This window comes from Marinibactrum halimedae, from assembly GCF_021234875.1.
In the GTDB taxonomy this organism is placed as follows: Bacteria; Pseudomonadota; Gammaproteobacteria; order Pseudomonadales; family Cellvibrionaceae; genus Marinibactrum; species Marinibactrum halimedae.
Genome location: NZ_JAJQVM010000002.1, coordinates 126,011 through 148,899 on the forward strand (window position 1 = coordinate 126,011; position 22,889 = coordinate 148,899).

The 22,889-nt window shown below is 44.6% G+C and carries 24 protein-coding genes; 12 read left to right on the forward strand and 12 right to left on the reverse strand.

The window, feature by feature from the left end; all coding sequences use genetic code 11:
- Positions 1-294: 294 nt before the first annotated feature.
- Positions 295-579: a cell division protein ZapA gene (locus LU351_RS01705; protein ID WP_232592275.1), complete on the reverse strand. Its 285-nt coding sequence runs from the start codon at positions 577-579 to the stop codon at positions 295-297.
- 32 nt (positions 580-611) lie between these two features.
- Positions 612-821 (reverse strand): TIGR02449 family protein, encoded by a 210-nt coding sequence (locus LU351_RS01710; protein ID WP_232592276.1) that lies wholly within the window; start codon positions 819-821, stop codon positions 612-614.
- A 347-nt stretch (positions 822-1,168) separates the two neighbouring features.
- Between LU351_RS01710 and LU351_RS01715 the strand changes: the two genes are divergently transcribed.
- The 8 genes from LU351_RS01715 (at position 1,169) to fnr (ending at position 10,011) form a co-directional block, all read left to right on the forward strand.
- Positions 1,169-1,747, forward strand: coding sequence for a UPF0149 family protein (locus LU351_RS01715; protein WP_232592277.1), 579 nt, complete (start codon positions 1,169-1,171; stop codon positions 1,745-1,747).
- A gap of 64 nt (positions 1,748-1,811) precedes the next feature.
- The gene (gene pepP, locus LU351_RS01720; protein ID WP_269783229.1) at positions 1,812-3,143 is read left to right on the forward strand and encodes a Xaa-Pro aminopeptidase; all 1,332 of its coding nucleotides are present in this window, start codon (positions 1,812-1,814) and stop codon (positions 3,141-3,143) included.
- A complete protein-coding gene (gene ubiH, locus LU351_RS01725) occupies positions 3,140-4,405 on the forward strand; it encodes a 2-octaprenyl-6-methoxyphenyl hydroxylase (RefSeq protein ID WP_232592278.1) in 1,266 nt (421 codons plus the stop codon). The genes pepP and ubiH overlap by 4 nt, the downstream gene beginning before the upstream one ends.
- On the forward strand, positions 4,402-5,727 hold the full coding sequence (locus LU351_RS01730; RefSeq protein WP_232592279.1) for a UbiH/UbiF/VisC/COQ6 family ubiquinone biosynthesis hydroxylase: 1,326 nt from the start codon (positions 4,402-4,404) through the stop codon (positions 5,725-5,727). The genes ubiH and LU351_RS01730 overlap by 4 nt, the downstream gene beginning before the upstream one ends.
- A gap of 62 nt (positions 5,728-5,789) precedes the next feature.
- Positions 5,790-6,146, forward strand: a complete 357-nt coding sequence (locus tag LU351_RS01735) for a hypothetical protein (protein ID WP_232592280.1) — start codon at positions 5,790-5,792, stop codon at positions 6,144-6,146.
- A 218-nt stretch (positions 6,147-6,364) separates the two neighbouring features.
- The gene (locus LU351_RS01740; RefSeq protein ID WP_232592281.1) at positions 6,365-7,294 is read left to right on the forward strand and encodes an aldo/keto reductase; all 930 of its coding nucleotides are present in this window, start codon (positions 6,365-6,367) and stop codon (positions 7,292-7,294) included.
- Between the two features lie 551 nt (positions 7,295-7,845).
- Complete coding sequence (locus LU351_RS01745) at positions 7,846-9,078, forward strand: coproporphyrinogen-III oxidase family protein (RefSeq protein ID WP_232592396.1); 1,233 nt, start codon at positions 7,846-7,848, stop codon at positions 9,076-9,078.
- 186 nt (positions 9,079-9,264) lie between these two features.
- Positions 9,265-10,011, forward strand: coding sequence for a fumarate/nitrate reduction transcriptional regulator Fnr (fnr, locus tag LU351_RS01750; RefSeq protein ID WP_232592282.1), 747 nt, complete (start codon positions 9,265-9,267; stop codon positions 10,009-10,011).
- Between the two features lie 85 nt (positions 10,012-10,096).
- Here fnr and LU351_RS01755 read toward each other — a convergent pair whose 3' ends face one another.
- The 9 genes from LU351_RS01755 to iscR form a co-directional block, all read right to left on the reverse strand.
- Entirely contained in the window at positions 10,097-10,528 is a 432-nt protein-coding gene (locus tag LU351_RS01755) for an Hsp20/alpha crystallin family protein (protein ID WP_232592283.1), read from the reverse strand.
- Between the two features lie 276 nt (positions 10,529-10,804).
- Complete coding sequence (locus LU351_RS01760) at positions 10,805-11,242, reverse strand: SufE family protein (RefSeq protein ID WP_232592284.1); 438 nt, start codon at positions 11,240-11,242, stop codon at positions 10,805-10,807.
- A gap of 49 nt (positions 11,243-11,291) precedes the next feature.
- Positions 11,292-11,813, reverse strand: a complete 522-nt coding sequence (gene sufT / locus LU351_RS01765) for a putative Fe-S cluster assembly protein SufT (RefSeq protein WP_232592397.1) — start codon at positions 11,811-11,813, stop codon at positions 11,292-11,294.
- 64 nt (positions 11,814-11,877) lie between these two features.
- Positions 11,878-12,234: a HesB/IscA family protein gene (locus LU351_RS01770; RefSeq protein ID WP_232592285.1), complete on the reverse strand. Its 357-nt coding sequence runs from the start codon at positions 12,232-12,234 to the stop codon at positions 11,878-11,880.
- 29 nt (positions 12,235-12,263) lie between these two features.
- Positions 12,264-13,481, reverse strand: coding sequence for an aminotransferase class V-fold PLP-dependent enzyme (locus LU351_RS01775; protein WP_232592286.1), 1,218 nt, complete (start codon positions 13,479-13,481; stop codon positions 12,264-12,266).
- 160 nt (positions 13,482-13,641) lie between these two features.
- Positions 13,642-14,934: a Fe-S cluster assembly protein SufD gene (gene sufD, locus LU351_RS01780; RefSeq protein WP_232592287.1), complete on the reverse strand. Its 1,293-nt coding sequence runs from the start codon at positions 14,932-14,934 to the stop codon at positions 13,642-13,644.
- A complete protein-coding gene (gene sufC, locus LU351_RS01785; RefSeq protein WP_284285022.1) occupies positions 14,934-15,716 on the reverse strand; it encodes a Fe-S cluster assembly ATPase SufC in 783 nt (260 codons plus the stop codon). The genes sufD and sufC overlap by 1 nt, the downstream gene beginning before the upstream one ends.
- Positions 15,717-15,747: 31 nt before the next feature.
- Positions 15,748-17,184 carry a Fe-S cluster assembly protein SufB gene (gene sufB / locus LU351_RS01790; RefSeq protein WP_232592289.1) on the reverse strand — a complete coding sequence of 479 codons (1,437 nt, stop codon included), beginning with the start codon at positions 17,182-17,184 and terminating at the stop codon, positions 15,748-15,750.
- Positions 17,185-17,399: 215 nt separating this feature from the next.
- Entirely contained in the window at positions 17,400-17,876 is a 477-nt protein-coding gene (iscR, locus tag LU351_RS01795) for a Fe-S cluster assembly transcriptional regulator IscR (protein ID WP_232592290.1), read from the reverse strand.
- Positions 17,877-18,685: 809 nt separating this feature from the next.
- On the opposite strand from iscR, the gene LU351_RS01800 reads away from it, so the two are divergent.
- Positions 18,686-19,147: a hypothetical protein gene (locus tag LU351_RS01800; RefSeq protein WP_232592291.1), complete on the forward strand. Its 462-nt coding sequence runs from the start codon at positions 18,686-18,688 to the stop codon at positions 19,145-19,147.
- 135 nt (positions 19,148-19,282) lie between these two features.
- Here LU351_RS01800 and LU351_RS01805 read toward each other — a convergent pair whose 3' ends face one another.
- The gene (locus tag LU351_RS01805) at positions 19,283-19,897 is read right to left on the reverse strand and encodes a class I SAM-dependent methyltransferase (protein ID WP_232592292.1); all 615 of its coding nucleotides are present in this window, start codon (positions 19,895-19,897) and stop codon (positions 19,283-19,285) included.
- A gap of 194 nt (positions 19,898-20,091) precedes the next feature.
- Here LU351_RS01805 and LU351_RS20615 point away from each other — a divergent pair, with 194 nt between their 5' ends.
- From LU351_RS20615 to LU351_RS01820, 3 genes are all read left to right on the forward strand, one after another.
- Positions 20,092-20,814 carry an acyltransferase gene (locus tag LU351_RS20615; protein ID WP_269783230.1) on the forward strand — a complete coding sequence of 241 codons (723 nt, stop codon included), beginning with the start codon at positions 20,092-20,094 and terminating at the stop codon, positions 20,812-20,814.
- Between the two features lie 554 nt (positions 20,815-21,368).
- Positions 21,369-21,968, forward strand: a complete 600-nt coding sequence (locus LU351_RS01815; protein ID WP_232592293.1) for a nucleotidyltransferase family protein — start codon at positions 21,369-21,371, stop codon at positions 21,966-21,968.
- Between the two features lie 460 nt (positions 21,969-22,428).
- On the forward strand, positions 22,429-22,887 hold the full coding sequence (locus tag LU351_RS01820) for a (2Fe-2S)-binding protein (protein ID WP_232592294.1): 459 nt from the start codon (positions 22,429-22,431) through the stop codon (positions 22,885-22,887).
- Positions 22,888-22,889: the final 2 nt, after the last annotated feature.

A 22,889-nucleotide genomic window follows, 5' to 3' on the forward strand; every position in this document is an offset into this window, starting at 1 on the left:
TAGACAACTGTCAAGCGACAACCAAATACAGTGCCACATATAGTATTTTTACAATTAAACACAGACTTGATTCCCTAGTTAAAAAAAACCGCTATAAAAAATCGATAATGCCTTCATTCGCATTTTTAGAATAAGGAGAAAAGATACAACAGATAGGATTTTGCAGAAAAAGAAGCAAGTGATCGAACAGTAATCAAACAAAATTTATAAAAATAAAAAGCGAAAATAAAAAAGAAAGGAAAAGCGTAACGTAGAAGTGGTGACAGCCGACACGTTCAGTAAATAAACAAGCACTTACTCCAAACGAGAAAGTGCATCATCAATTTTATCCGACATGCGTTTTAGCATCTGGTCGTCCATTTGGCTCTGTTCTTGATGCGCCTGCAATAGATCATGGCTCAAATTTAACGCTGCCATCACGGCAATCCGCTCCATACCAATCACAGTGCCAGCATTGCGAATTTTCCGCATACGATGATCTAGTTGATGCGCGGCACGCAAAAGATCGTCCCGCTCCTCTTCTGAACAGGCCACTTGGAAGTCTTTACCCAAGATGTTGACAGTAACAGTGGTGGTCATAATAGTAAGATCATAGATTTAAGTTCACAATATCATGCCTCTGACTCAAGACTTCTTAAGCGGCTGATCATTGCTTCTACACGAGACTTAGCCAATTCGTTCTTCTCAACCAATCGGCCACGCTCTTGGTGCCATTTTTCTTCACGCTCTAATAGATTTTGCTTGTCCAACTGAAGCTGCTCGACTCGCCCAATCAATTCGTTAATTTTAGCTTCCAATACCAACATTTGTTCTTGAGACATAATTTTCCAAGCCACAGCATGGTATGCATCACACAACGACGTTATAAATGACTGAACTATGAACACCGTTGTCGACGTAAGTTACAACATCAAGTCGCAATAATGGTTACCGTTTACTATATTGTGGGGACTCAAAGTGGTCAATTAGCACATCAACAGAATGACAACCGTCAATCAATTCAATTTCTTTTCGTTTCCTGCTCGTTTTTTCTGATAATGCAGAATCATGGTAGAATTTTCTCCTTAAAAGCGGACAACACCTAAACCGCAAACGATAAACATGTGTTCAGCTTAATCACATTTTAGTGCGTCAAGAAGTACACCACCTCTAGTAACAGGCTACTTGAATGAGCGATTCCTCTTCCATCATCGATTTTGACTCTCTTTGCGACTTACTGGCACCCCTTAATGTCATCAACAGTCCTGCCGAATTGCACGGCTTTCTCTGCGGCAAACTGACCGGTGGCGCCCAACTTTCTCACTCACAGTGGCTAGAAAAAGCCTGGGAGCTATTGGATGCCGTCGAAACTCCCACCGACGAAGCCAGCAATGCCCTTGTGGAACTTTTTGAAACCACTCAACAACAATTGCAAGGCAATGACTTCAGACTGCAGTTATTAGTTCCCGATGATGATACCGATATGAGCCAGAGGCTCATGGCGCTTGGTCAATGGACATACGGATTTTTAACCGGTTTAGGTAATTCTGGCCTAGCTGGCACCAGCCAACTTTCCCCAGAAGTGGCAGAAGGTATGCGAGACTTAGCCGCCATCGCACAGATCAACGACAGCTCAGATCCAGAAGAGACCGACGAAAATGATTACAATGAAGTGCTCGAATACGTTCGAGTGGTCGTATTGAATATGTACGAAGAAATTGGTCGCTCGGCAAACAACGCCGCAAGCCCCCAACCCCCGATTCATTAGGTATGATACCCCTCATATAACACCGACCTAATGAACGCCGATGTGAAGTAATGGAGCTCTCCCTTTGAAACAGCGCATTGCACTGATTGAATATTCCCGCCGTCGCCGCGAGTTAATGGACATGATGGAGCCCAACAGTATTGCCATCATTCCATCTGCTCAAGAAGTGGTCCGCAGCCGCGATACACATTTTTCATTTCGCCAGGATAGTGATTTTTACTATCTTTCCGGATTTGACGAACCTAATGCCGTTTTAGCATTGATCCCCGGTAGGGAGCACGGCGAAGCCGTGTTATTTGTTCGAGAACGAGATCGAGAAAAAGAAATTTGGGACGGCTACCGACAAGGCCCTGAAGGCGTGGTCGAAAACTTCGATGCAGATGATGCCTTCCCGATTGATGACATCGACGAGATTTTGCCGGGATTACTTGAAGGCCGTGAACGAGTGTATTACAGCCTTGGGCGCGACGCCGACTTTGATCGTAAAGTCATGGACTGGGTAAATACCTTACGAGCCCAAGTCCGTGCCGGTGCCGTACCTCCGGGTGAGTTTTCTGATTTACATCACTTTCTACATGACATGCGCTTATTTAAAAGCGCCTCAGAAATTCGAGTGATGAAAGACGCCGGAGACATATCCGCCAATGCCCACGTCATCGCAATGCAACAGTGCAAGCCGGGTATGTACGAATACCAACTGGAAGCACACATCCACCACACGTTCGCTCAAGCCGGCGCCAGGCATCCTGCCTACAGCACCATTGTGGGCAGTGGAGACAACGCCTGCATACTGCATTACATCGAAAACAATCGCAAAATGAACGCCGGCGATCTAGTACTCATTGACGCAGGTTGCGAATTGGAAATGTACGCTGCCGACATTACGAGAACCTTCCCAGTCAACGGTAAATTCAGCGAAGAACAAAAAGCCATCTACAACATTGTACTTAAGGCCCAACTTGCCGCCATTGAGGCAGCACGCCCCGGTAACCATTGGAATCAGCCCCATGAAATTGCCGTACAAATTATTACCGAAGGCTTGGTTGAACTGGGTATTTTGAACGGCGACGTTGAAAAGCTTCTGGAGGCAGGGGCTTACCGGGACTTTTACATGCATCGCACCGGCCATTGGATCGGTATCGATGTACACGATGTCGGCGATTACAAAGTCGCTGGCCAATGGCGCATTTTAGAGCCCGGAATGGTATTAACCATTGAGCCGGGTATCTACATTCACCGCGACAACGATAGCGTAGACGCCAAATGGCGCGGGATTGGTGTCCGTATTGAAGATGACATTGTTATCACCCCAGACGGCTGCGACGTGATTACCGATGGCGTACCGAAAACCGTCGACGCCATTGAAGCTCTGATGGCCGAGTCCACCGCACAGTGAACAGCCCCAGCCTCAAAGCGGCACAAGAAACATCGATTGCCATCGTCGGTGGCGGAATGGTCGGCGCCACTTTGGCTCTGCTGTTGGCCAATGCAGAGCCTCGCTGGCAAATTACTTTATTCGAGCGTTACGCTCTGCCACTGGAAAACGAACCCGCTAAGCAACCCAGCTTTGATGAACGCAGCACTGCCTTGTCATTTGGCAGCACGACGATTTTAAACGCTCTTGGCATTTGGGACACACTAGAGAGCCTTATTACGCCCATTGATACGGTGCACGTATCCGATGCAGGGCATATTGGGGGGACTCGCCTGCAAGCCAAAGCGCAACAGGTGCCTGCTCTGGGGTACGTCATAGAAAACCGCCACCTCGGCCAGACATTAATGCAACAGGTGATGCATTGCGACAACATTAACTTCATCGCACCTGCCTGCGTCACTCAACTTACCCCTAAGCCAAATGGCTTTTACTTATCGTGGTCTCAAGATGAAGGCGATTCCAACTCCCTTCACAGCCTTGAGCCTGATCTTGTCATTGTGGCCGATGGTGCACACTCCCCACTGAGAAAACAGCTTGGAATAGACACCGCACAACACGACTACGATCAAACCGGTATCATTGCGAATGTGGGATTTACACAACCTCATAAAGGGGTAGCTTATGAGCGCTTCACCCCTAAAGGGCCCTTGGCACTATTACCATTAGGGCAAAGCCCCAACGGCAAAACCTCCGCTTTGGTATGGACTCGCCCTAAAATCGACGCTGAATCCTTACTGAAATGTTCTGAAGCTCAATTTCTAGATCAATTGCAAGCAGACTTTGGCTGGCGACTCGGCCGCTTCACGCGTGTGAGTCCCCGACATGCATACCCACTCTCGCTCATTCTGGCAAAGGAGCAAGTGCGACAGCACTTAGTCGTCGTCGGCAATGCAGCCCATTTTTTACATCCCGTTGCCGGCCAAGGCTTCAATCTCGCACTGCGTGACTGCGCACGGTTAGCAGCAGTATTGGCTGAAGGCTGGAAAAACAACCCCATCACGTTTGCAAAACTGAATAATTTACAGCGATATGTGGATCAGCAACATACCGACCAACTTACGACGATTGGCTTTAGCCATAATCTGGTTAAACTGTTTTCCAGTGATCATCTCGTTTATGCCGGGCTTAGACAACTCGGACTGCTTGCCCTAGACACAACCGCCACCGGACAAAGCGCCTTTGCACGACAAGCCATGGGAGTGGGGGGAGCTTTCTCTTTATGACGAATAACACAGAAACCTTAGAACCAAACAACAAACAGCCACCCTCTACAGAACACACCTACGATATTGTCATCGTAGGCGGCGGCTTGGTGGGCGCTAGTTTAGCGGCAAGTTTATTATTAAAAGCCGACGTCCATAATGAAAGCCTCGGCCACCCGCCTCTTTCCATTGCCTTGATTGATGCAGGTCCAAAGCCAGAGGCACCGGCTCTAGATAAGCACGATGCCAGAGTGGTGGCACTCACACGGGAGTCTGAAACACTCTTACGAGATATTGGCGCATGGCAGAGCATAGAGAAACTGCGAGCATGCCCCTATACCCATATGACCGTATGGGATGCTGATGGCACGGGACAAATTCACTTCGACTGCCGCGAATTGGCCGAACCAAACCTTGGGCATATCGTCGAAAATCGTGTCGCACTGTACGCAGTTTATGAACAACTCGAAAACCAAGATGCCATCTCCCTTTGGCATCATTCTACTATTGAGCATATAGCACCCGATAACACCCTAACCTTGAGCGATGGCCGCACTGTGCAGGGCACCTTAATCGTGGCTGCCGACGGTGCGCACTCCAAAATACGTACCCTAACGAATTTCGCCACACGAGAGTGGGATTATGGACACCATGCCATTGTGACGACGGTTAAAACACAACACCCTCACCAAAGCACAGCATGGCAGCGATTTCTACCGACAGGCCCTTTGGCTTTTTTGCCATTACTCAGCAATGGTACTGATGGTGACACATCACTGGCCTCCCCCTCGTCATTATCAAACTCTGAAGAGCATTATTCTTCTATTGTCTGGTCGATTGAAGAAAAATACGCCCACGACCTCATGGCAATGAACGATGACTCATTCAAACAAGCTCTCAGCGATGCCTTTGAATACACCTTGGGTGAGGTAACTTGGTGTGACAAGCGCGCCTGCTTCCCGCTACGACAACGGCACGCCCAGCGTTATTATCAAAATGGAATTGTATTAATTGGCGATGCCGCCCATACCATTCACCCTCTAGCCGGCCAAGGGGTCAATCTTGGCTTATTGGATGTGAACAGCCTTTGCGAAGAAATCACCCGTGCCAGAAAACGAGGTATTCCACTTGATGATATCTCCATACTCAAGCGCTATCAGCGTCATCGCAAACCTCACAACTTAGGAGTAATGGCGGTGATGGAAGGGTTTAAACAATTATTTGGTACAAAGGCTATCAGCCTACGGTGGATACGAAATGAGGGAATGCGCCAACTCAACCGGCTTACCCCTTTAAAAAACCCCATTGTTCGTCGCGCAATGGGAATCACCGGTAAACATTAAACAACACGAGCTAGCTCGAAAACAAAATACGCATTTTCATGACAAAAAACACTAGAGAGATAATGAAACTCATCAACATGGTTTACGCCATGTCACTTTTATTGGCCAGCTTGTGGTTTACAAGCCAGCTCGATACATTTGGCCTCTTTGTTGGCACAACAGGATTCCTATGTGTATCGGGCGTTATCATGAAAAAAAAATGGGGGTATTTCGCTGCCGGAATTTGGTGCGCCGGCTTAATGCGGTTATCCATCGATAAATATTCTGGCGTTTACGAAGACAGCATTAAACATACCGTCACGGCACTCGGATTTTTCGGCGTAGTCTTCGCCATTATCCTCCATGAAACATTGACGAAAACCAGTAAAAAAGCAGAAAGTAAGAGCAAAAACACTCCAACAGACTCATCAAGCCATTGAAGACAACTCAAATACCCTTAGCAAGAGAGCGTTTATTTTCGTAAAAATCACGATAAATACTCGTTTGCAGCACGCATTGGGATTCCGCTTTACACACAGATTACGCTACAATGCTGATTCTTTAATCAAATCTCAGTCTTTCAAGCAGTTAAGTGGGAACACTCGACACGCACCATTAAGAAAGTGGTCAATGCTGGGTTAGGAGCACCTTTAGACACATGTCGGATATTCAAGGAATCCAACGTCGACGTTTTTTACAATGGGGACTCTCGTCGCTAGGGATGTTTTGCGCGCCCAGTTTTAGCCAAAACTTTACCCGCGCCACCTTGATGCATAAATCCATTCCCAGCTCTGGTGAAACCTTGCCCGTTATAGGCTTAGGTACCAATGCCTATGACATTGGCCCACCAGAGCAAATGTCGCGTTTATCTTTATGTTTGAGCACATTAAATGAATTGGGTGGAAAATTTATTGATACCGCTCCCCGTTATGGCTCTTCCGAAAATGTGCTTGGGGATATGATTCGCTCTTTAGGTTCAAGAAAACACTTCTTTTTAGGCACAAAGTGCGATTCAGAACGCCGAGATACTGTAATTTCTCAACTTTCTCAATCTCAACTCAATTTGCACACAGACGTTGTTGATATCGTGCAAATACATAGCCTTCGAGGTTGGCAGGAACAATTGCCCATTTTACGTGAAGCAAAAGCAGACGGGCTCATTCGATATATCGGTATCACCACCTCACAAAATAACCAACATTTAGAATTGGCCGATATTTTAAAAAATGAGCCCGATATTGACATGGTTCAACTGAATTACTCTATTGTTGATCGTCAAGCGGAATACACATTACTACCGATTGCACAAGAAAAAGGTATTGCAGTCATCGGCAACCTCCCTTTTGATGGAGGTAAACTCTTTCAAAAAATCGCGGATAAAGCATTACCCCCCTGGGCTGCTGAATTTGACTGTCACAGCTGGGCGCAATTTTTCTTGAAGTTCATTATTTCTCATCCGGCCGTAACCTGTACCATTCCAGGGACTACACAGCCTCACCATTTACGGGAAAATATCATGGCCGCCACTGGCCGATTACCCTCACCACAATACCGTCAGCGCCAGGCTAACTTTATGGCCTCGTTATAGATTCACTCGCACCTTCATTTAACGATGCATTGGCCTGCTGTATATCATGCTCAATATGGCGTTTCGCAAAACGTCCTATATACACAAGAATGGCACAGGTAAGTATCACCACCAAAAAAGAGCCTATCACTACCCCATCTAGATACATTATCAACGCTCCCATCATTTCACATTTTAAGAGAAGAGTTTTTTCATAGGTACGTAACGCCACAGGTAGGTAGCGTCATAGGTACATAGCGTCATAGGTACATAGCGTCAAAGAGCGACTTAATGCCTATATGCCTATCCACGCTATGTCTATCCGCGCTATCTAACACGTAATTAGGGTAATGCCGGACGCCATATACCGGCTTGATTAAAGTCAATGATGCTCCAAAACATTTCTATAGAGTGTGGGAATTAGAAATACAGACTGAATTCATGACCATCTCATGCTGGCTAGAAGACTAATGCAAAATTGTCATTCTCCTCGCTTTAAATATACAAGCACACTGATAAAACAATATCCTCCCTTATGCTCTAGGGGATGGCAGCCGACTACAAACGATGTGATGTATCCATTGAGCTTAGGCAGTAAAGACATTAAGCGTGCATTTGATGGAGCCTCCGGCTTATCGCTCTATATTCACATTCCGTTTTGCCGAGACCTATGTTACTTCTGCCACTCCAACAAGATTGTTACGCGGCAATACGGCCTTGCCAGCCATTACATGGAGCTATTGTGTAAAGAAATTCAGTGGTATGGCCAAATAGTGAAAAACATTCCTGTCACCAAACTCTACCTAACCGGTGGAACCCCCACCTATCTCACGCATCAAGATATTGAATATTTATTAAACCAAGTAAAATCCCATTTTTACCTCCAGAATATTGGCGATATACCATTGAGTATTGAGTCAGACCCAAGACACTTGGACGAAGACCTCATTCCTGAACTCGTGCAACTTGGTTTTACGGATTTAAGCATAGGTATCCAAGACTTTGAGCCAAATGTGCAACAGGCTATTCACAGAACATGCTCACCCGAACGCATACAGATGCTGATAGAGCGTGCAAAATTGTGCGGTATGAAAACGGTTAATGTGGATGTCATGGTTGGATTACCGAACCAAACACTTTCTTCATTTCAAAAAACACTCGATGAAATAATCCAATTAAATGCGGATGAGATTTCTGTTTATCACTACCAACACGAACCTGAACGCTTCCCCTCACAGAAACAAATTGAACGTCAACAGCTACCTGATATCGAAACCAAAATCCAACTCGCTCAATACGTGTATCAAGCCCTTTGCCAAACAGGCTATGATGTTCTCAGTGCCGATCACTTTACACACCCTAAAAACAAGAAAAACATGACAAACCAAACGCCATATCAAGACCCGACAACGCAATACCAATTGGGCTTAGGTACATCTGCAACCACCAGAACCCCAGAAAGGCTTTGGAAAAATCATGAAGATATTCAACACTACAGCCAAAATATCCGTAATGGACAACATGCGATCAAGCTAGAATATGGCCTATCAGAAGACGAAAGGATTCGAGAAGCACTATTAAAGTCGATATTGTCCGATTTCCAAGTCAACAAAGGCCTTTTCTCGAGGCTTTGGAATATTGACTTTGATCACTATTTCGCTAGAGAATTGAATTTATTAAAAGCCATAGAAAAAGATGGACTAATATCTCAAAGTAAAGACATGCTCAAGGTTAATCAAAGTGAGCTCTGGATAACACCCTATATTGCAAGCACCTTTGAAAAAGCAACTGAAGAAGACAATTGAGTCAATGGCAATCTTACAGAAGACTCTAGTAAATAATACTATTGAGACAAACGCCATATAAGACAATGAGCTTATAACAATGACTTCTTATAGGCTTGAGAGAATAATTGAGTACAACGTTAAATACGGCACGGCATAGAAAGCCATGCAATGTAAATTATCATACTCGGTAAATGGAAAACGCTAATGTCTATCCAATCACACGTAAAATGCAGCAATTGTGCGGTGAATAAATTCTGCTTACCCCAAGCGCTATCCAATGACGATATCGACAAACTTGAAAATATAGCCAGCCAAAAGCGAGTTCTTCATTACAATGACACCTTATATCATGCAGGAGACACCTTTGAGGGCCTGTATGCCGTTAGCTCTGGCAGCTTTAAATCGGTTTTTATAGCCGAAAATGGTGACACACAAATCACCAGCTTTTCCTTCCCTGGTGAAATATTAGGGTTTGACGGATACAGTGGAAAAAATCATACCACTTACGCTCAAGCCTTAGAAACAGCCAGCGTGTGTTTCTTACCTTTTGATCAACTCGATCAACTCTCAAAAAAAGTGCCTGCTCTACAACAACAAATTTACAATTTATTCTCTGCCGAAATTCAAAATACGAATGACACCCTGCTCCTGCTCGGAAAACGTAGTGCCGATGCTCGCCTAGCAGCATTGTTAATGAATATTTCCAGCCGATATTCGCAACGCGGTTATTCTGCAACGCAATTTCGTCTATCCATGTCCCGCACGGACATCGCTAACTATCTTGGCCTAACAATCGAAACCGTAAGCCGACTGACTAAACGCTTTCAACAACAAGAACTCATTGAAATACGCCAGCGCGATGTTCATATATTAAATTTAATTGAGCTCAGTGAATTAGCAGGCACACACTGCAACTTTAATGAATCTCAAATAGCCAGCAGCTCTAATTAATTTTCAACACCAATAGCTCCCACACGCCTTCCAAGTCGATGAACTGGAATTCTTCAGCAACAACCAGCGCGGGAGCTATTCATAGTTAATTAATTTCGATACGCTTTCTTTCTGGTTCGGTATTTTTTATTTTGGGCACCTCCAGAGTCAGAACACCATCGGAAAACTTCGCCACAATATCACTTTCGCTAACATTACCGCCTAGGTTAAAACTTCTCCAAAACTGCCCAAAATGACGCTCTCTACGAATGATCACTTCATCTTTTTCTTCTTTAGACTCTGAAGACACTTTAGCGCTAATTGTTAAAACACCTGCATCTAAAGTAACGTCCAAATCCTCTTTTTTTACACCAGGCAATTCCGCATGAAGTAAATATTGATTTTGGGTTTCTTTTATGTCAACCCTTGGTGAAAAAACATCAGCAGCAGCGCCACCAAAACTTTCTCGTCGTGGATGAAGAAAATGATCGAATAAATTATCAAAGTCAAACAGGGAATTACGGGGTATTATGTTCATTGCAAATTCCTCTGAAAAGTCTTATATAGCTTTCCGAAACCTTATGGTATCAGTTCATTTCAACAGTAAAGAGTGGCTTAAACTTTATCGTTTACACCTTTTCCTTACACATTAACGTTAACATCCACAAGAAAACGTCGGTTGAGGAAAATCAAATTTTCACTCACCTTATTAACATAAGACAGCAGCGTACACATTGGAAAAGAAAAGATTATGGACAGCGCCTTAGAACCAGGCGCTTTAGAGAAATAAAAAACAAAATCCAAATCGGAACAATTAAAGCTCAATAGCGTTATCGGTTACATTTTTTAAAGACATCGCTATGGATTTCACTTTACCCACTATTGACCTTAAGCCGTTTCCACGAGTCGGACTGAGATGACGCTCTAAATCCAGTGTTGAAAAATAATCGTCTATATCAAACGCCACGATATCACTGGGGCTTTTCTCGTTGAATGCCGACATCACTAAGGCAAGTAAACCACGCACAATAACAGCATCACTTTCGACCAAGAAAACCAACTGACCATTTCGATATTCGTAGTGTAGCCAGACATTACTTTGGCAACCTTTCACTAATCGATCTGCTGTTTGTAACTCTGGCGCCATAGAAGGCAGCTCTTTACCTAGATCAATAATGTATTTGTAACGCTCTTCCCAATCATCAAAAAAAGCCAAGTCTTCTAAGATTTCATCTGTGCTAGCTAATACCATGGTGTTATTCTGCTTCAATTAACATCAATTACGAGAATAAAGAAAAAGCTTAGAAAAATAAACCGGCTTCTAATTGAGCTTCTTCACTCATCATTTCACGAGACCAAGGCGGGTCAAAAACCAATTCTACCCCCACAGAACTCACATTAGGCACTTTCGCAACACGATATTCCACATCACTGACCAAAACTGGTCCCATACCACACCCTGGCGCGGTTAAGGTCATTTTAATGGCGACAGATTTATCTTCTTGATTTACTTGAACACCGTAAATTAATCCAAGTTCCACCAAATTAATGGGAATCTCCGGATCAAAAATGGTCTCCAGCGCTTGCCAAATTTGAGATTCATTAATGAGATCACAACCGGTATCTTTAAAGACAAGGCCCTCGACCTCCTGCCCAATGGCATCAGCATCGGTACCATCAATTCGATACATATTGCCTTGCCAAGTGACTGTATAATTGCCCCCCAGACTTTGCTTTATCGACAAAAATTGGCCTGCTGGAATGGTTAACGCCTCGCCACTTGGCACCCGACGAACAGGGCAGTCCCGTTGGGTTACCACCATGGATTGTTCCACTACTGAACCTCTCTATAACTTCTCTTGGCTTTTACTTAAACCACTTGGAAATTCAGCTTACGCTGAAACTTTCTCCACAACCACACTCGGAGACGACATTAGGGTTATTAAACTTCACTACCTGGTTGATGCCTTCTGTGACCAAGTCTATTTCGGTCCCTCGTACCAACGCCAATGTGTCTTGATCAATGGCCATACTGAGACCATCACTCAAGGTTAGAAGCGCATCACCCTCTTCGGGTGCGGGAACAAAATCCAGCACATACGCATAACCTGTACAGCCACGAGTTTCTGTACTTAGGCGAATCACACTCTGCACGCCGGACGTTTTATTTTTTTCAAAATATTTGAGTGCCTTATCTGTGACCGTCACGGGCGTGGCACTTGGGTCGTAGGTCGCTACGCTCATTATTCACACTCCATTTTTCATCTTAACAATCAGGCCAGCATCAAACGTACTTTTTTCAATGCATCGAATAATGCGTCGACCTCATCTAATGTGTTGTACAGGGAAAACGAGGCACGGGCGGTACCTGGTACGCCAAGGCGATTCATGAGCGGCTCTGCACAATGGTGCCCGGTACGAATTGCAATACCTTGTCGATCCAGTAGAAATCCCACATCTGCTGGGTGGCCCCCCTCAATGAGAAAACTCAATACGCCCAATTTGTTTTTCGCCGTACCAATAATTCGCAGGCCTTCGAATTGCTCGGCACGCTCTGTCGCCGTGGCCATAAGTGCTTTCTCATGAAGGCGCATCCCATCCAAATCCTGCCGTGATAGCCATTCCAGCGCTGCACCAAGCCCTATGACTCCAGCAATATGTGGCGTGCCCGCTTCTAATCGATAAGGTAATTGATTCCACTGTGCGGATTGGTAAGTAACAGTAGAGATCATCTCTCCACCTGTTTGCCAAACAGGCCAAGACTCTAATAAAGATTGACGCCCCCAAAGGACACCGGTGCCGGTTGGCGCAAACACTTTATGGCCAGAAAAAACGTAAAAGTCACACCCCAACGACTGCACATCAACATCACCATGGGCAATGCCTTGAGCGCCATCTATCAATACTAATGCACCGGCAGCTTTCGCCATTGCGATCATCTTTGTAATCGGATTTACCGTCCCCAATGCATTAGAGATATGCGGGAAGGCAACTAATTTGGTGCGGTCACAAAGCAGAGTTTGGAATTGGTCTAAATTCAATTCCCCATTGTCATTGATAGGAGCAACCTTTAGCTCAGCGCCCGATGTAGCGCACGCCTGTTGCCAGGTGACCAAATCAGCGTGATGCTCCATTTCGGTTACTAAGAGTTGATCACCAGGATTCAACTGCTGTGCAATACCGTGCGCCACAATATTAATGGATTCGGTGGTGCCACTCGTCCAAATCACTTCTTCACGCACATTTGCATTAATGAAGCGCGCCACTGTATCTCTGGCACCTTCGTAGGCTTTCGTAGATTCATCGGCAAGTCGATGGGCTCCCCGGTGCACATTAGAATTACTGTAACTGTAGTAATGACTAATGGCGTCAATTACACACTGGGGCTTATGTGTCGTTGCTGCGTTATCCAAATACACCAAAGGCGAGCCATCAATATCACGGCTTAAAATTGGGAACTGCTGACGGATTACTGCAACGTCAAATGCCATACCGGAAACCTTTTTACCTTTGTACTTCTTATGTATGTACTTTTTATTTACGCACTATTAATTGATGAACTACTTATGTACGAACTACTTATTTACATGCTTCTATATGTTCTTCAAATCATGCGCTTAGAATTACATTGCCTTCGAGCTTTTAATGGCCTTAGGAATTTACCAACGCATCTTGTGGCGATGACACTTTCATTTGAGCAAATCGCACTTTCAGCTTCGACCTTAACCATGTAGCCAATGCTTCATTGGGCATGCGGTCCACCAGCTCATTAATAAAGCCAAAATTCAGCATGATTTGCGCGTCTTGCCGACTAACACCTCGGGACTGAAGATAGTACAACGCCTTGGTATCCAACTCTGCTACGGTTGCCCCATGAGCACAACGCACATCATCGGCATAGATTTCTAACTCTGGCTTAGTATTCACTTCCGCTTTTCTCGAAAGCAACAAATTCCGATTGTTCAACTCAGCCAGTGTTTTTTGCGCATCACGATGAATATGAATTCGACCGTTAAACACCACTTTCGCTTGATCAGCAACGATACCCCGAACGTTTTCTTCTGTTGTACCATTGGGTTTGGCGTGCTCTATCGTCGAATGCAAATCGAAAATTTCTTTCCCATCCAACAAATACACAACATTCTTTTCAGCGTAAGCATGTTGACCGGCATGTTCGATATCCACATCGACGCGCGACAACTGACTCCCGAACCCCACCAACGTACTGTGCAACTTAGAATGGTCGTGCAATTTAAAGTGTCCGCCACCCACGCTAAGAGCACTGCCGGTTTGTAATGCAAAACGATAATGCTCTAACTCAGCGTTGTCTTCGATAACATACTCGGCAAAGCTGGTATTTAAGCTCGGTGTTGAGTTGGTAAATTCCTCTGCAATGGCCAGTTTTGCACCTTTACCCACACGAACCAATATACGGCTGTGGGCTTCAATACCTTCTGAAAATAAATTAACCACTCGCAACAATGTTGTTACTTGTACGCCCGGCTCGACATCAATAAGCAAACCATCTTCAGCAAGCACATCATTTATCAAGCCAAATAAGTGGCGATCAGGCTTCACGCTGGCAAATTGGGCTAATGCCCACTCTTTTTGAGCAGCGGAGGCATTATGGAAAGACGTGATCGAAACCCCTTCAGGCAAGGTTTTACAGGATAGGGCCTCACAGTATCTCCCATTTAAGAATACCAATGCGCTTGCATCTAGGTTATCAATCGCATCAATCGCTGCGTTCGCGTCAACATCATTGACCGCAGGAGAAAAAGCACCACGGTCGATAACACTCACCGGAGTATATTTCCACGCTTCGGTTTTGCGGTTGGGCCATGACTGTTGCTTAAGTTTGCCCAACGCGGCCTGACGCTTTTCAGACAACCAATCTGAAACGTCTGTACCGCGAACGATGGCATTGGCTAACCAAGTGCTCATTAGACGTGCTCCTCTCCCAACAGCTCGGCATCCCGTGCACGCTGCTCCTGAAGCCACGCATAACCTTGAGCTTCCAGCTCCAGGGCCAATGACGCATCGCCACTTTTGACAATCTGGCCATCCGCCAATACATGCACAAAATCAGGTTTAATAAAATCCAATAAACGTTGGTAGTGGGTAACTACGACAAAACTACGCTTCCCATCCCGTTGACTGTTTACACCTTCAGCAACCACTTGCAAGGCATCGATGTCTAAACCAGAATCGGATTCATCCAAAATACACAGCTTCGGCTGTAACAAAAGCATTTGCATAATTTCATTACGCTTCTTTTCTCCGCCAGAGAAACCTTCATTGACTCCGCGTTTTAAAAAGTCAGCCGGTAAATTGACTTGCTTACAGGCTTCACGAGCTTGCTTTAGGAAATCCTTGGAACTTAAAGGTTCTTCACCACGCGCCTCTCGCTGGGCATCTACGGCCGCTTTCAAAAATTCAAGGTTACTCACACCAGGTATTTCAACCGGGTATTGGAAAGCCAAAAACAATCCTTCGCGTGCCCGTTCTTCCGGATCTAAGTCCAGTAAATCAGCCTCACCCAACTTGGCACTACCGCTATTGACTTCATAGCCCTCTCGACCAGAAAGCACATACCCTAATGTGCTTTTTCCGGCACCATTGGGGCCCATAATGGCATGCACTTCACCTTCATTTACTGTTAGGTTTAGCCCTTTCAAAATGGTCTTCTCTTCAACCGAGGCGTGAAGGTCCGTTACGGATAACAATGCGTTCGACATATCTTTAAATTCCTCGTACTTATCCCACCGAGCCTTCAAGGCTGATTTCAAGCAGTTTGCCGGCTTCTACCGCAAACTCCATCGGTAATTCTTTAAAAACTTCTTTACAAAAACCATTCACGATCATAGATACCGCTTTTTCTGCATCCAAGCCACGCTGCTGGCACAAAAACATTTGATCATCACTGACCTTGGAGGTTGTCGCCTCATGTTCAACAATGGCACTGGGGTTACGGCTTTCCACATAAGGGAAAGTGTGGGCACCACACTGATCACCAATCAACAATGAATCACATTGGGTGAAGTTCCGGGCACCTTCAGCACCAGGGTTCATACGCACTAAACCACGGTAACTGTTGTTACTACGACCCGCCGAAATGCCCTTGGAAATGATGGTCGACTTAGTATTTTTGCCCAAGTGAATCATCTTTGTGCCAGTGTCGGCTTGCTGTTTACCACGCGTCAAAGCAACGGAATAAAACTCACCCACACTGTTATCGCCTTTCAATATACAGCTGGGATATTTCCACGTTACAGCAGAGCCTGTTTCTACTTGCGTCCAACTGATCTTCGCGTTGGTATGGCAAACACCGCGCTTGGTCACGAAGTTATAAATACCCCCACGGCCTTCTTCATCACCCGGGTACCAATTCTGTACTGTAGAATATTTGATTTCTGCATCATCTAAGGCCACTAGCTCTACCACTGCTGCGTGCAATTGATTCTCATCACGTTGTGGTGCAGTACAGCCTTCTAAATAACTGACGTGACTGCCTTCATCAGCAACGATAAGAGTACGCTCAAACTGACCGGTATTTTGTTCGTTAATACGAAAATACGTGGATAACTCCATCGGGCAACGCACCCCTTTCGGAATGTAGACAAAAGAGCCATCAGTGAATACAGCACAATTAAGGGCTGCGAAGAAGTTGTCTTTCTGAGGGACGACGCTGCCAAGGTATTTTTTCACAAGCTCTGGGTATTTATGGACTGCTTCAGAAATCGGGCAAAAAATAACCCCAGCCTCTTCTAGCTTCTCACGAAAAGTCGTCACCACCGAGACAGAATCAAATACTGCATCTACCGCAACACCGGCAAGCATTTGTTGCTCAACCAATGGAATACCGAGCTTTTCATAGGTACGCAGTAATTCAGGATCCACTTCATCCAAGCTCTTTGGCTTATCCTTCATACTCTTCGGCGCGGAATAATAGGAAATAGATTGGTAATCAATATAGGGATAATCAACATGAGCCCATTCTGGCTCTTCCATTTCCTGCCAAAGCCGAAACGCCTTTAAACGCCACTCCAGCATCCATGGCGGTTCATTTTTCATCGCAGAAATACGATGAATTACGTCTTCATCGAGACCAGGAGGAAAGGTATCGGACTCAATTTCAGACACAAAACCGGCTTCGTACTCACGAGCCAATGCCTTGTCGATTTGTTCGGTCATCTTCTAGAACTCACTAATCACAGATTCTGGGTTGATCTCGAACACTCTTTCGGTGTTTTCTGCACTTGTTATCACATGCCGACTGACATGCACCAAGACAGCGTTGATCATAAAAGGCGCGCCAGTGTAGCGACGCCTGGGCATTTCGCAAAGGGGTAATCGAAAGTCATTTACTGATACATAACAGGACCTCTGTGAATCTCAGTAATTACTCGTCAATTAATAACTGCTAACACCTGCTCGTGCTGAGCACGTTCTTGAGCATCTTGTCGATCTGCCACCGCTTTTATATCGTTTCTCTCAACTAAGTCTGCCAAGCTAATACCGCTGAGGAATTGATGTATCTGCTCACTCAAGTCACTCCAAAGGTGGTGAGTTAAGCAAACATCGCCCTTGTGGCAATTTCCCGCCCCATGGCAATTGGTGGCATCTATCGTTTCATTAACCGCATCAATGATTTCAGCAATGAAAATCGACTCTGACTCACGACTCAATTTATAGCCCCCCCCTGGCCCACGCACACTGGAAACCAACTCGTGTTTACGCAACTTGGCAAATAATTGTTCAAGATAGGACAGAGAAATTTCTTGGCGCTTAGAAATATCCGCCAAACTTGTGGGCCCTTGATGGCTATGCAAAGCTAAATCCAACATTGCTGTAACCGCATACCGGCCTTTTGTGGTAAGACGCATAAGGCAGTCCTCATCAATTGATCGAAGGCACATCAGTTGGCCTCAGGACACGCCCAAAACCAAGTAAATCAGTCAGGTATATATCCGACTATTTTACTCAGATATTATCAAACCGCAAGTGAAGTCACGCTGTTCAAGAGAGATAAAGAAGAAGGTTGCGAAAAATCTCCCTGTACAAGAAATGTACGACTCAAACAGCAAGATTATTTAAAATATACACCCGTTAGTCGCCCACACTGTTAATAAACACTATTCATAAGCAGAAGTGTTAATCACTTGTACAAGTTTTTACAAATTGAGGGATGAAAGTGAAGTAAGTGTACGCTATTATTGCTCGTCCTGATTTGGTACTACAATAATTCTATATATTGGCTTAGCACGTACTTCAAGGCAGTTATTATCGAAGCAACTTGCCCCCACGCTGCAAAAGCACCTTTTTATTTCGGCTGATTTGGCCACACTTCAAACTTAGTAATGTATGTCTGTCACAACTCATATCATTCACCCGAACTGATATGCCTTGCTTGTGTCAACACAACGCAGAAAGCGCTTTGCATTGGTGTTTTTTAATCCTACTGATGAATAGGCTACATTTGTTATGAGCGCTCGCTCACCAAATCAATAGGCTCAAGTAAGTACCACTTGGCTAATCCAAACAAAAAACGGAAACACCGGATTTTTCGGCGCAGCTTTCTGTGCCAACACCAAGAAAAATCGACTCGTCGATGTGAGTAATGACAGAAGCGAAATAATGAAAGACGAAACGAACGACGATGCTAAGTGTGGGAAGTAGTAAACGGATGATGGGTGTGAATAAACCAATGATGATTAGCACATTATCAGAGGCCGAGCGTCAACGCTCAATTGCCATTTACCAAGCGATACAACGCAAACATAACGCGGTAACCATTACGGCTGGCAGTATTGTTGGGGCCGTATTATCAGGTGCCTTACTTGCCTGGATAATGGTGAAAGCTCCATCCAACGCAGCGTTGGCCATGATTGTTACACCAGGTTTTATTATTGGCGGGATGTCTCGCTTAACCTGTGGTGCATTTTGCAACAAATTATGTTTAATTCCCGCCGTGTTTGGTATGGCGCTGATAACCTCTGTCGTGTTTTTACTGGGTGGCTCAATCGCTATGTATTTACTGGCCATTCCCAATGCGGTGATTGCAGCGTCTGTTACCAAAAAGCGTTTATCAACGGAAGAACGTCTTGCCATTTACCGAGTCAAACAGGGGTTAATCGACCGCCAGTCCACGCCATAAACTGCGACTTAAAATACAGGAATAATTGCGTCTAAAAATAAATAGAAAGGCGCATAATTAACCACAGAGCAATTTCCTCACCCTACTTTTCATCGCCTTCTATTGGATAGCTAAAACTTTATTTTACTAATACTTTTACAAACGCTTTAGTAACGCCAAAGTATTCACCATCGGCAGCTCTTCAAATAGTCCCGAAGCTAATGCTTGCTGATAGATATGATAGGGTGCCTGCCCACCTTCGGCTGGGTCAGGAAAAATATCATGAATTGCCAATATTCCTCCTTGCATAATGTGTCCAACCCAAGAGCGATAGTCAGTTTGTGCCGCTTCTTCACTGTGTCCACCATCAATGAACACCATGGATAAGGGCGTTGACCAATACTTTGCTGCCATCGCTGACGAGGCAACAATAGGCACTACAGTATCATTCAATTGGGCCACGTCCATGGTTGAGCGAAAAACACGAAAGCTGTCCATTTTCGCAATCGCTTCGTCATACAGTTCCGGATCGTGATATTCCTCGCCTAATTGATGCTCTTCAGAGCCACGATGGTGATCAACGGCGTACAACAACCCACCGGCTTTTTGACATGCCACCCCCAAGTACACAGAAGATTTTCCACAGTAACTACCCACTTCAAGACAGGGGCCAAGAGGTGCACAGTCCAGTGCCATTGCATAGAGTGCAGCACCTTCATCATCGGATAAAAACCCTTTTACCGTATGGATATCAATCGGTAACTCCATCATTTTCGCCTTTCTCATTTCGCTAAACTGTCTATTTATATCAGCGCTTTGCCAAATACAACCTTTATGCACCAGCCACCAACAATAACAGGTTATCTGACCTAATCTGTTCGTATTGCGCATGAGAAAACATTACATCAAAAGAGACCTCTTAGGCATAATATGCCTCTTTTTGTATAAATGTTGTGAATCAAACTATGCGCAAAGACCCAAAGCCCTACTGGCTGAAACGCTGGCTCAATCACATTAATCGTTGGTACGTTAACCGCTTTGTGCGACCTCACTGTGATTATTTAGGCAGAGACCCTCTCATCATGCACCCGCGCCACATCGAAATTCATGGGGCAAACATTCACATTGGTGACTTTATCCATATGATCGGAGCCTCTGATCGAAAATTGCGTTTAACTACTTGGGGGGGGAAACAGGGACAAGGCACCATCAATATTGGACACTATTGTTTACTCTCACCAGGGTGCCAAATTACCGCGCATCAAAAAATTGAGATTGGAGATAACTGCATGTTGGCTGCCGATGTGTACATTGCCGATAGTGATTGGCACGGCATCTACAATCGACTACGACCCTTTCGATGCACCGCCACAATCACATTACACAATAATGTTTGGGTCGGCCACGGAGCAAAAATATTAAAGGGCGTTACCATCGGTGAAAACGCGATCATTGCAGCAGGAGCTATTGTCACAAAAGACGTGAAAGCCAATACCATTGTCGCAGGTAACCCTGCAAGAGTAATAAAAAGTATTAATCCAAACCGAAAAATGCTCAAACGCGAGTTATTGTTTCAAGATCCAGAGCATTATCTCAACAATATGGATTTATTAGATCAATATTTACTCTCAGAAAACACTTTTCTAAATTGGTGTCGAAGCCAAATCGCACCCAGCACCAATGATTAATGAGAAGTTTTCAAGAGACTCTTTTAACTTACAAGCAAGTATTTCTAAGATAGTAGTCTAACGTTAACCAGGAATGTATTGACATGGCGACACAAGAATAGAGCGTGTTTCGGCCTACAAGGATTCTTCGGTATGCATTGTCACGTAAGCTCAATCACTTGCTTGAATGCTCGAACAACTCAAGATATGAAAACAACTCATAAGAATCGCTCTCCATTATAAAAAAACATATTAATTTAACTTTTTGATATAGAAAGCCCTCTTTGCTAATTCGGCAAAGACACAACGCAGGGCTATTCTGGCCAGTATGCTCAACAGATGGATTTATTTTTTGTTAATTCTCGTTTAGCGATGTTTTGCACTTCTTTTTAAGCCATAATGCAATATTGAACGACACAAAAGCTTAAATTATTAAAGCAATGAAATTGATTAAGTCTCTTTTCAACTTGTATTCGTTTCATTCCAATAACGTTCAGTAAAAACACAACTACGATAACGATCTTAAGAATCGTTACATTGGTCTTCACGGTGCACTAACAGAGATACTATTTTCAATGTTAGAAATTCATAACTTATACGGGGTCATTTTAGCCTCGGGCAGCTCAACTCGATTGGGTTGGCCAAAACAACAACTTCTTTATCAGGGAAAGTCACTCATTGAGCACGGCATTGACCAACTACAGCCCTGCTTATCTACGCCCATTCGCTTAGTACTTCCGCCACAGTTTTGCCAGGAAGGTGCTTACCCACCTGACATCGTGGTGGTTCCCAATGAGCAACACCAACGGGGAATGTCTACATCTATCCATGCCGGCATCAATGCGATCCCCCCCAATGCAACCGGTGTAATGCTGTGTTTATGTGATCAGCCCTTAATTACCAGTGCCGACTATGCCAACTTAATTACTCATTGGTCCGAAAATGTATCGGCTATCGTTGCCAGCTACTACTCTGGGACACTCGGCGCACCAGCTATCTTTCCAGCTCGGTATTTTTCTCGATTGTGTTCCTTAAATGGAGATCGTGGTGCAAGAGCATTACTGGAGAATAACCCAGATGTATTATCTGTTCCGATACCTGCAGCGGCAGTGGATATTGACACCATTGAAGATGTTACCTCAACGCCTGGCGTAAGTGTTCCTCCGATACATTAACTCCGCCATAAACACACCAAGCAGCCTACTAAATCCATTCACTTGATTCTTTAATTTCTTCATAACCCGGTTGATTAATATTGAGCAACCGGGTGATTAATATTCATTAAATCATACTTAATTTTTATTTAGCGAATGATGTCATATTCTCTAAATGCTTTCCCTACTGCTCCTGCTCACTCATTAGTTATTGCTATACTTAAGTTCGAATTTTTAATGACCTAACCATCGATCGCCTGTGAAAGCCTATCTTAAATCGATGACTATTTTAAATGATGCTTTTTTGAATAAATTTTTATTTCTGCATTACACATTAACTTTTTATTTTATCGCAACCATCTTCATGACCAACAGCACGCTCCACTGCCGTGTTCCGATATCAATACTTAAAAACGTTTACAAAAAATAATCGTGATTACGATGTTGCGCTCATTGCCAACTGAAATTAGGAGGAGAAAAGATGACCGAGTTTACGCTCAACGGAAAAACCATCCAATACGATGGCGATCCAACCATGCCATTATTATGGTATGTACGTGACCTCGCCGAATTAACCGGTAGCAAATTTGGATGCGGTATTGCCATGTGTGGTGCTTGTACCATGCATGTCAACGGCCAAGCGACGCGCTCTTGCTCCTTACCGATGTCGGCATTGGACGGAGCCACAGTGGTGACGATTGAAGGCCTGTCTACGGCTGCCGGTGAAGCAGTAAAAGAAGCCTGGCAAGAACATGACGTAGTGCAATGCGGGTACTGCCAATCTGGACAAGTCATGCAAGCTGCTGCTTTATTGGCGACCAACGCCATGCCAACAGACGAGGATATTGATGTGGCAATGCAAGGCAATGTCTGTCGTTGCGCCACTTATCATCGTATTCGCACTGCTATTCATGCTGCTGCCAAAAAACTGGAGGCTTGATA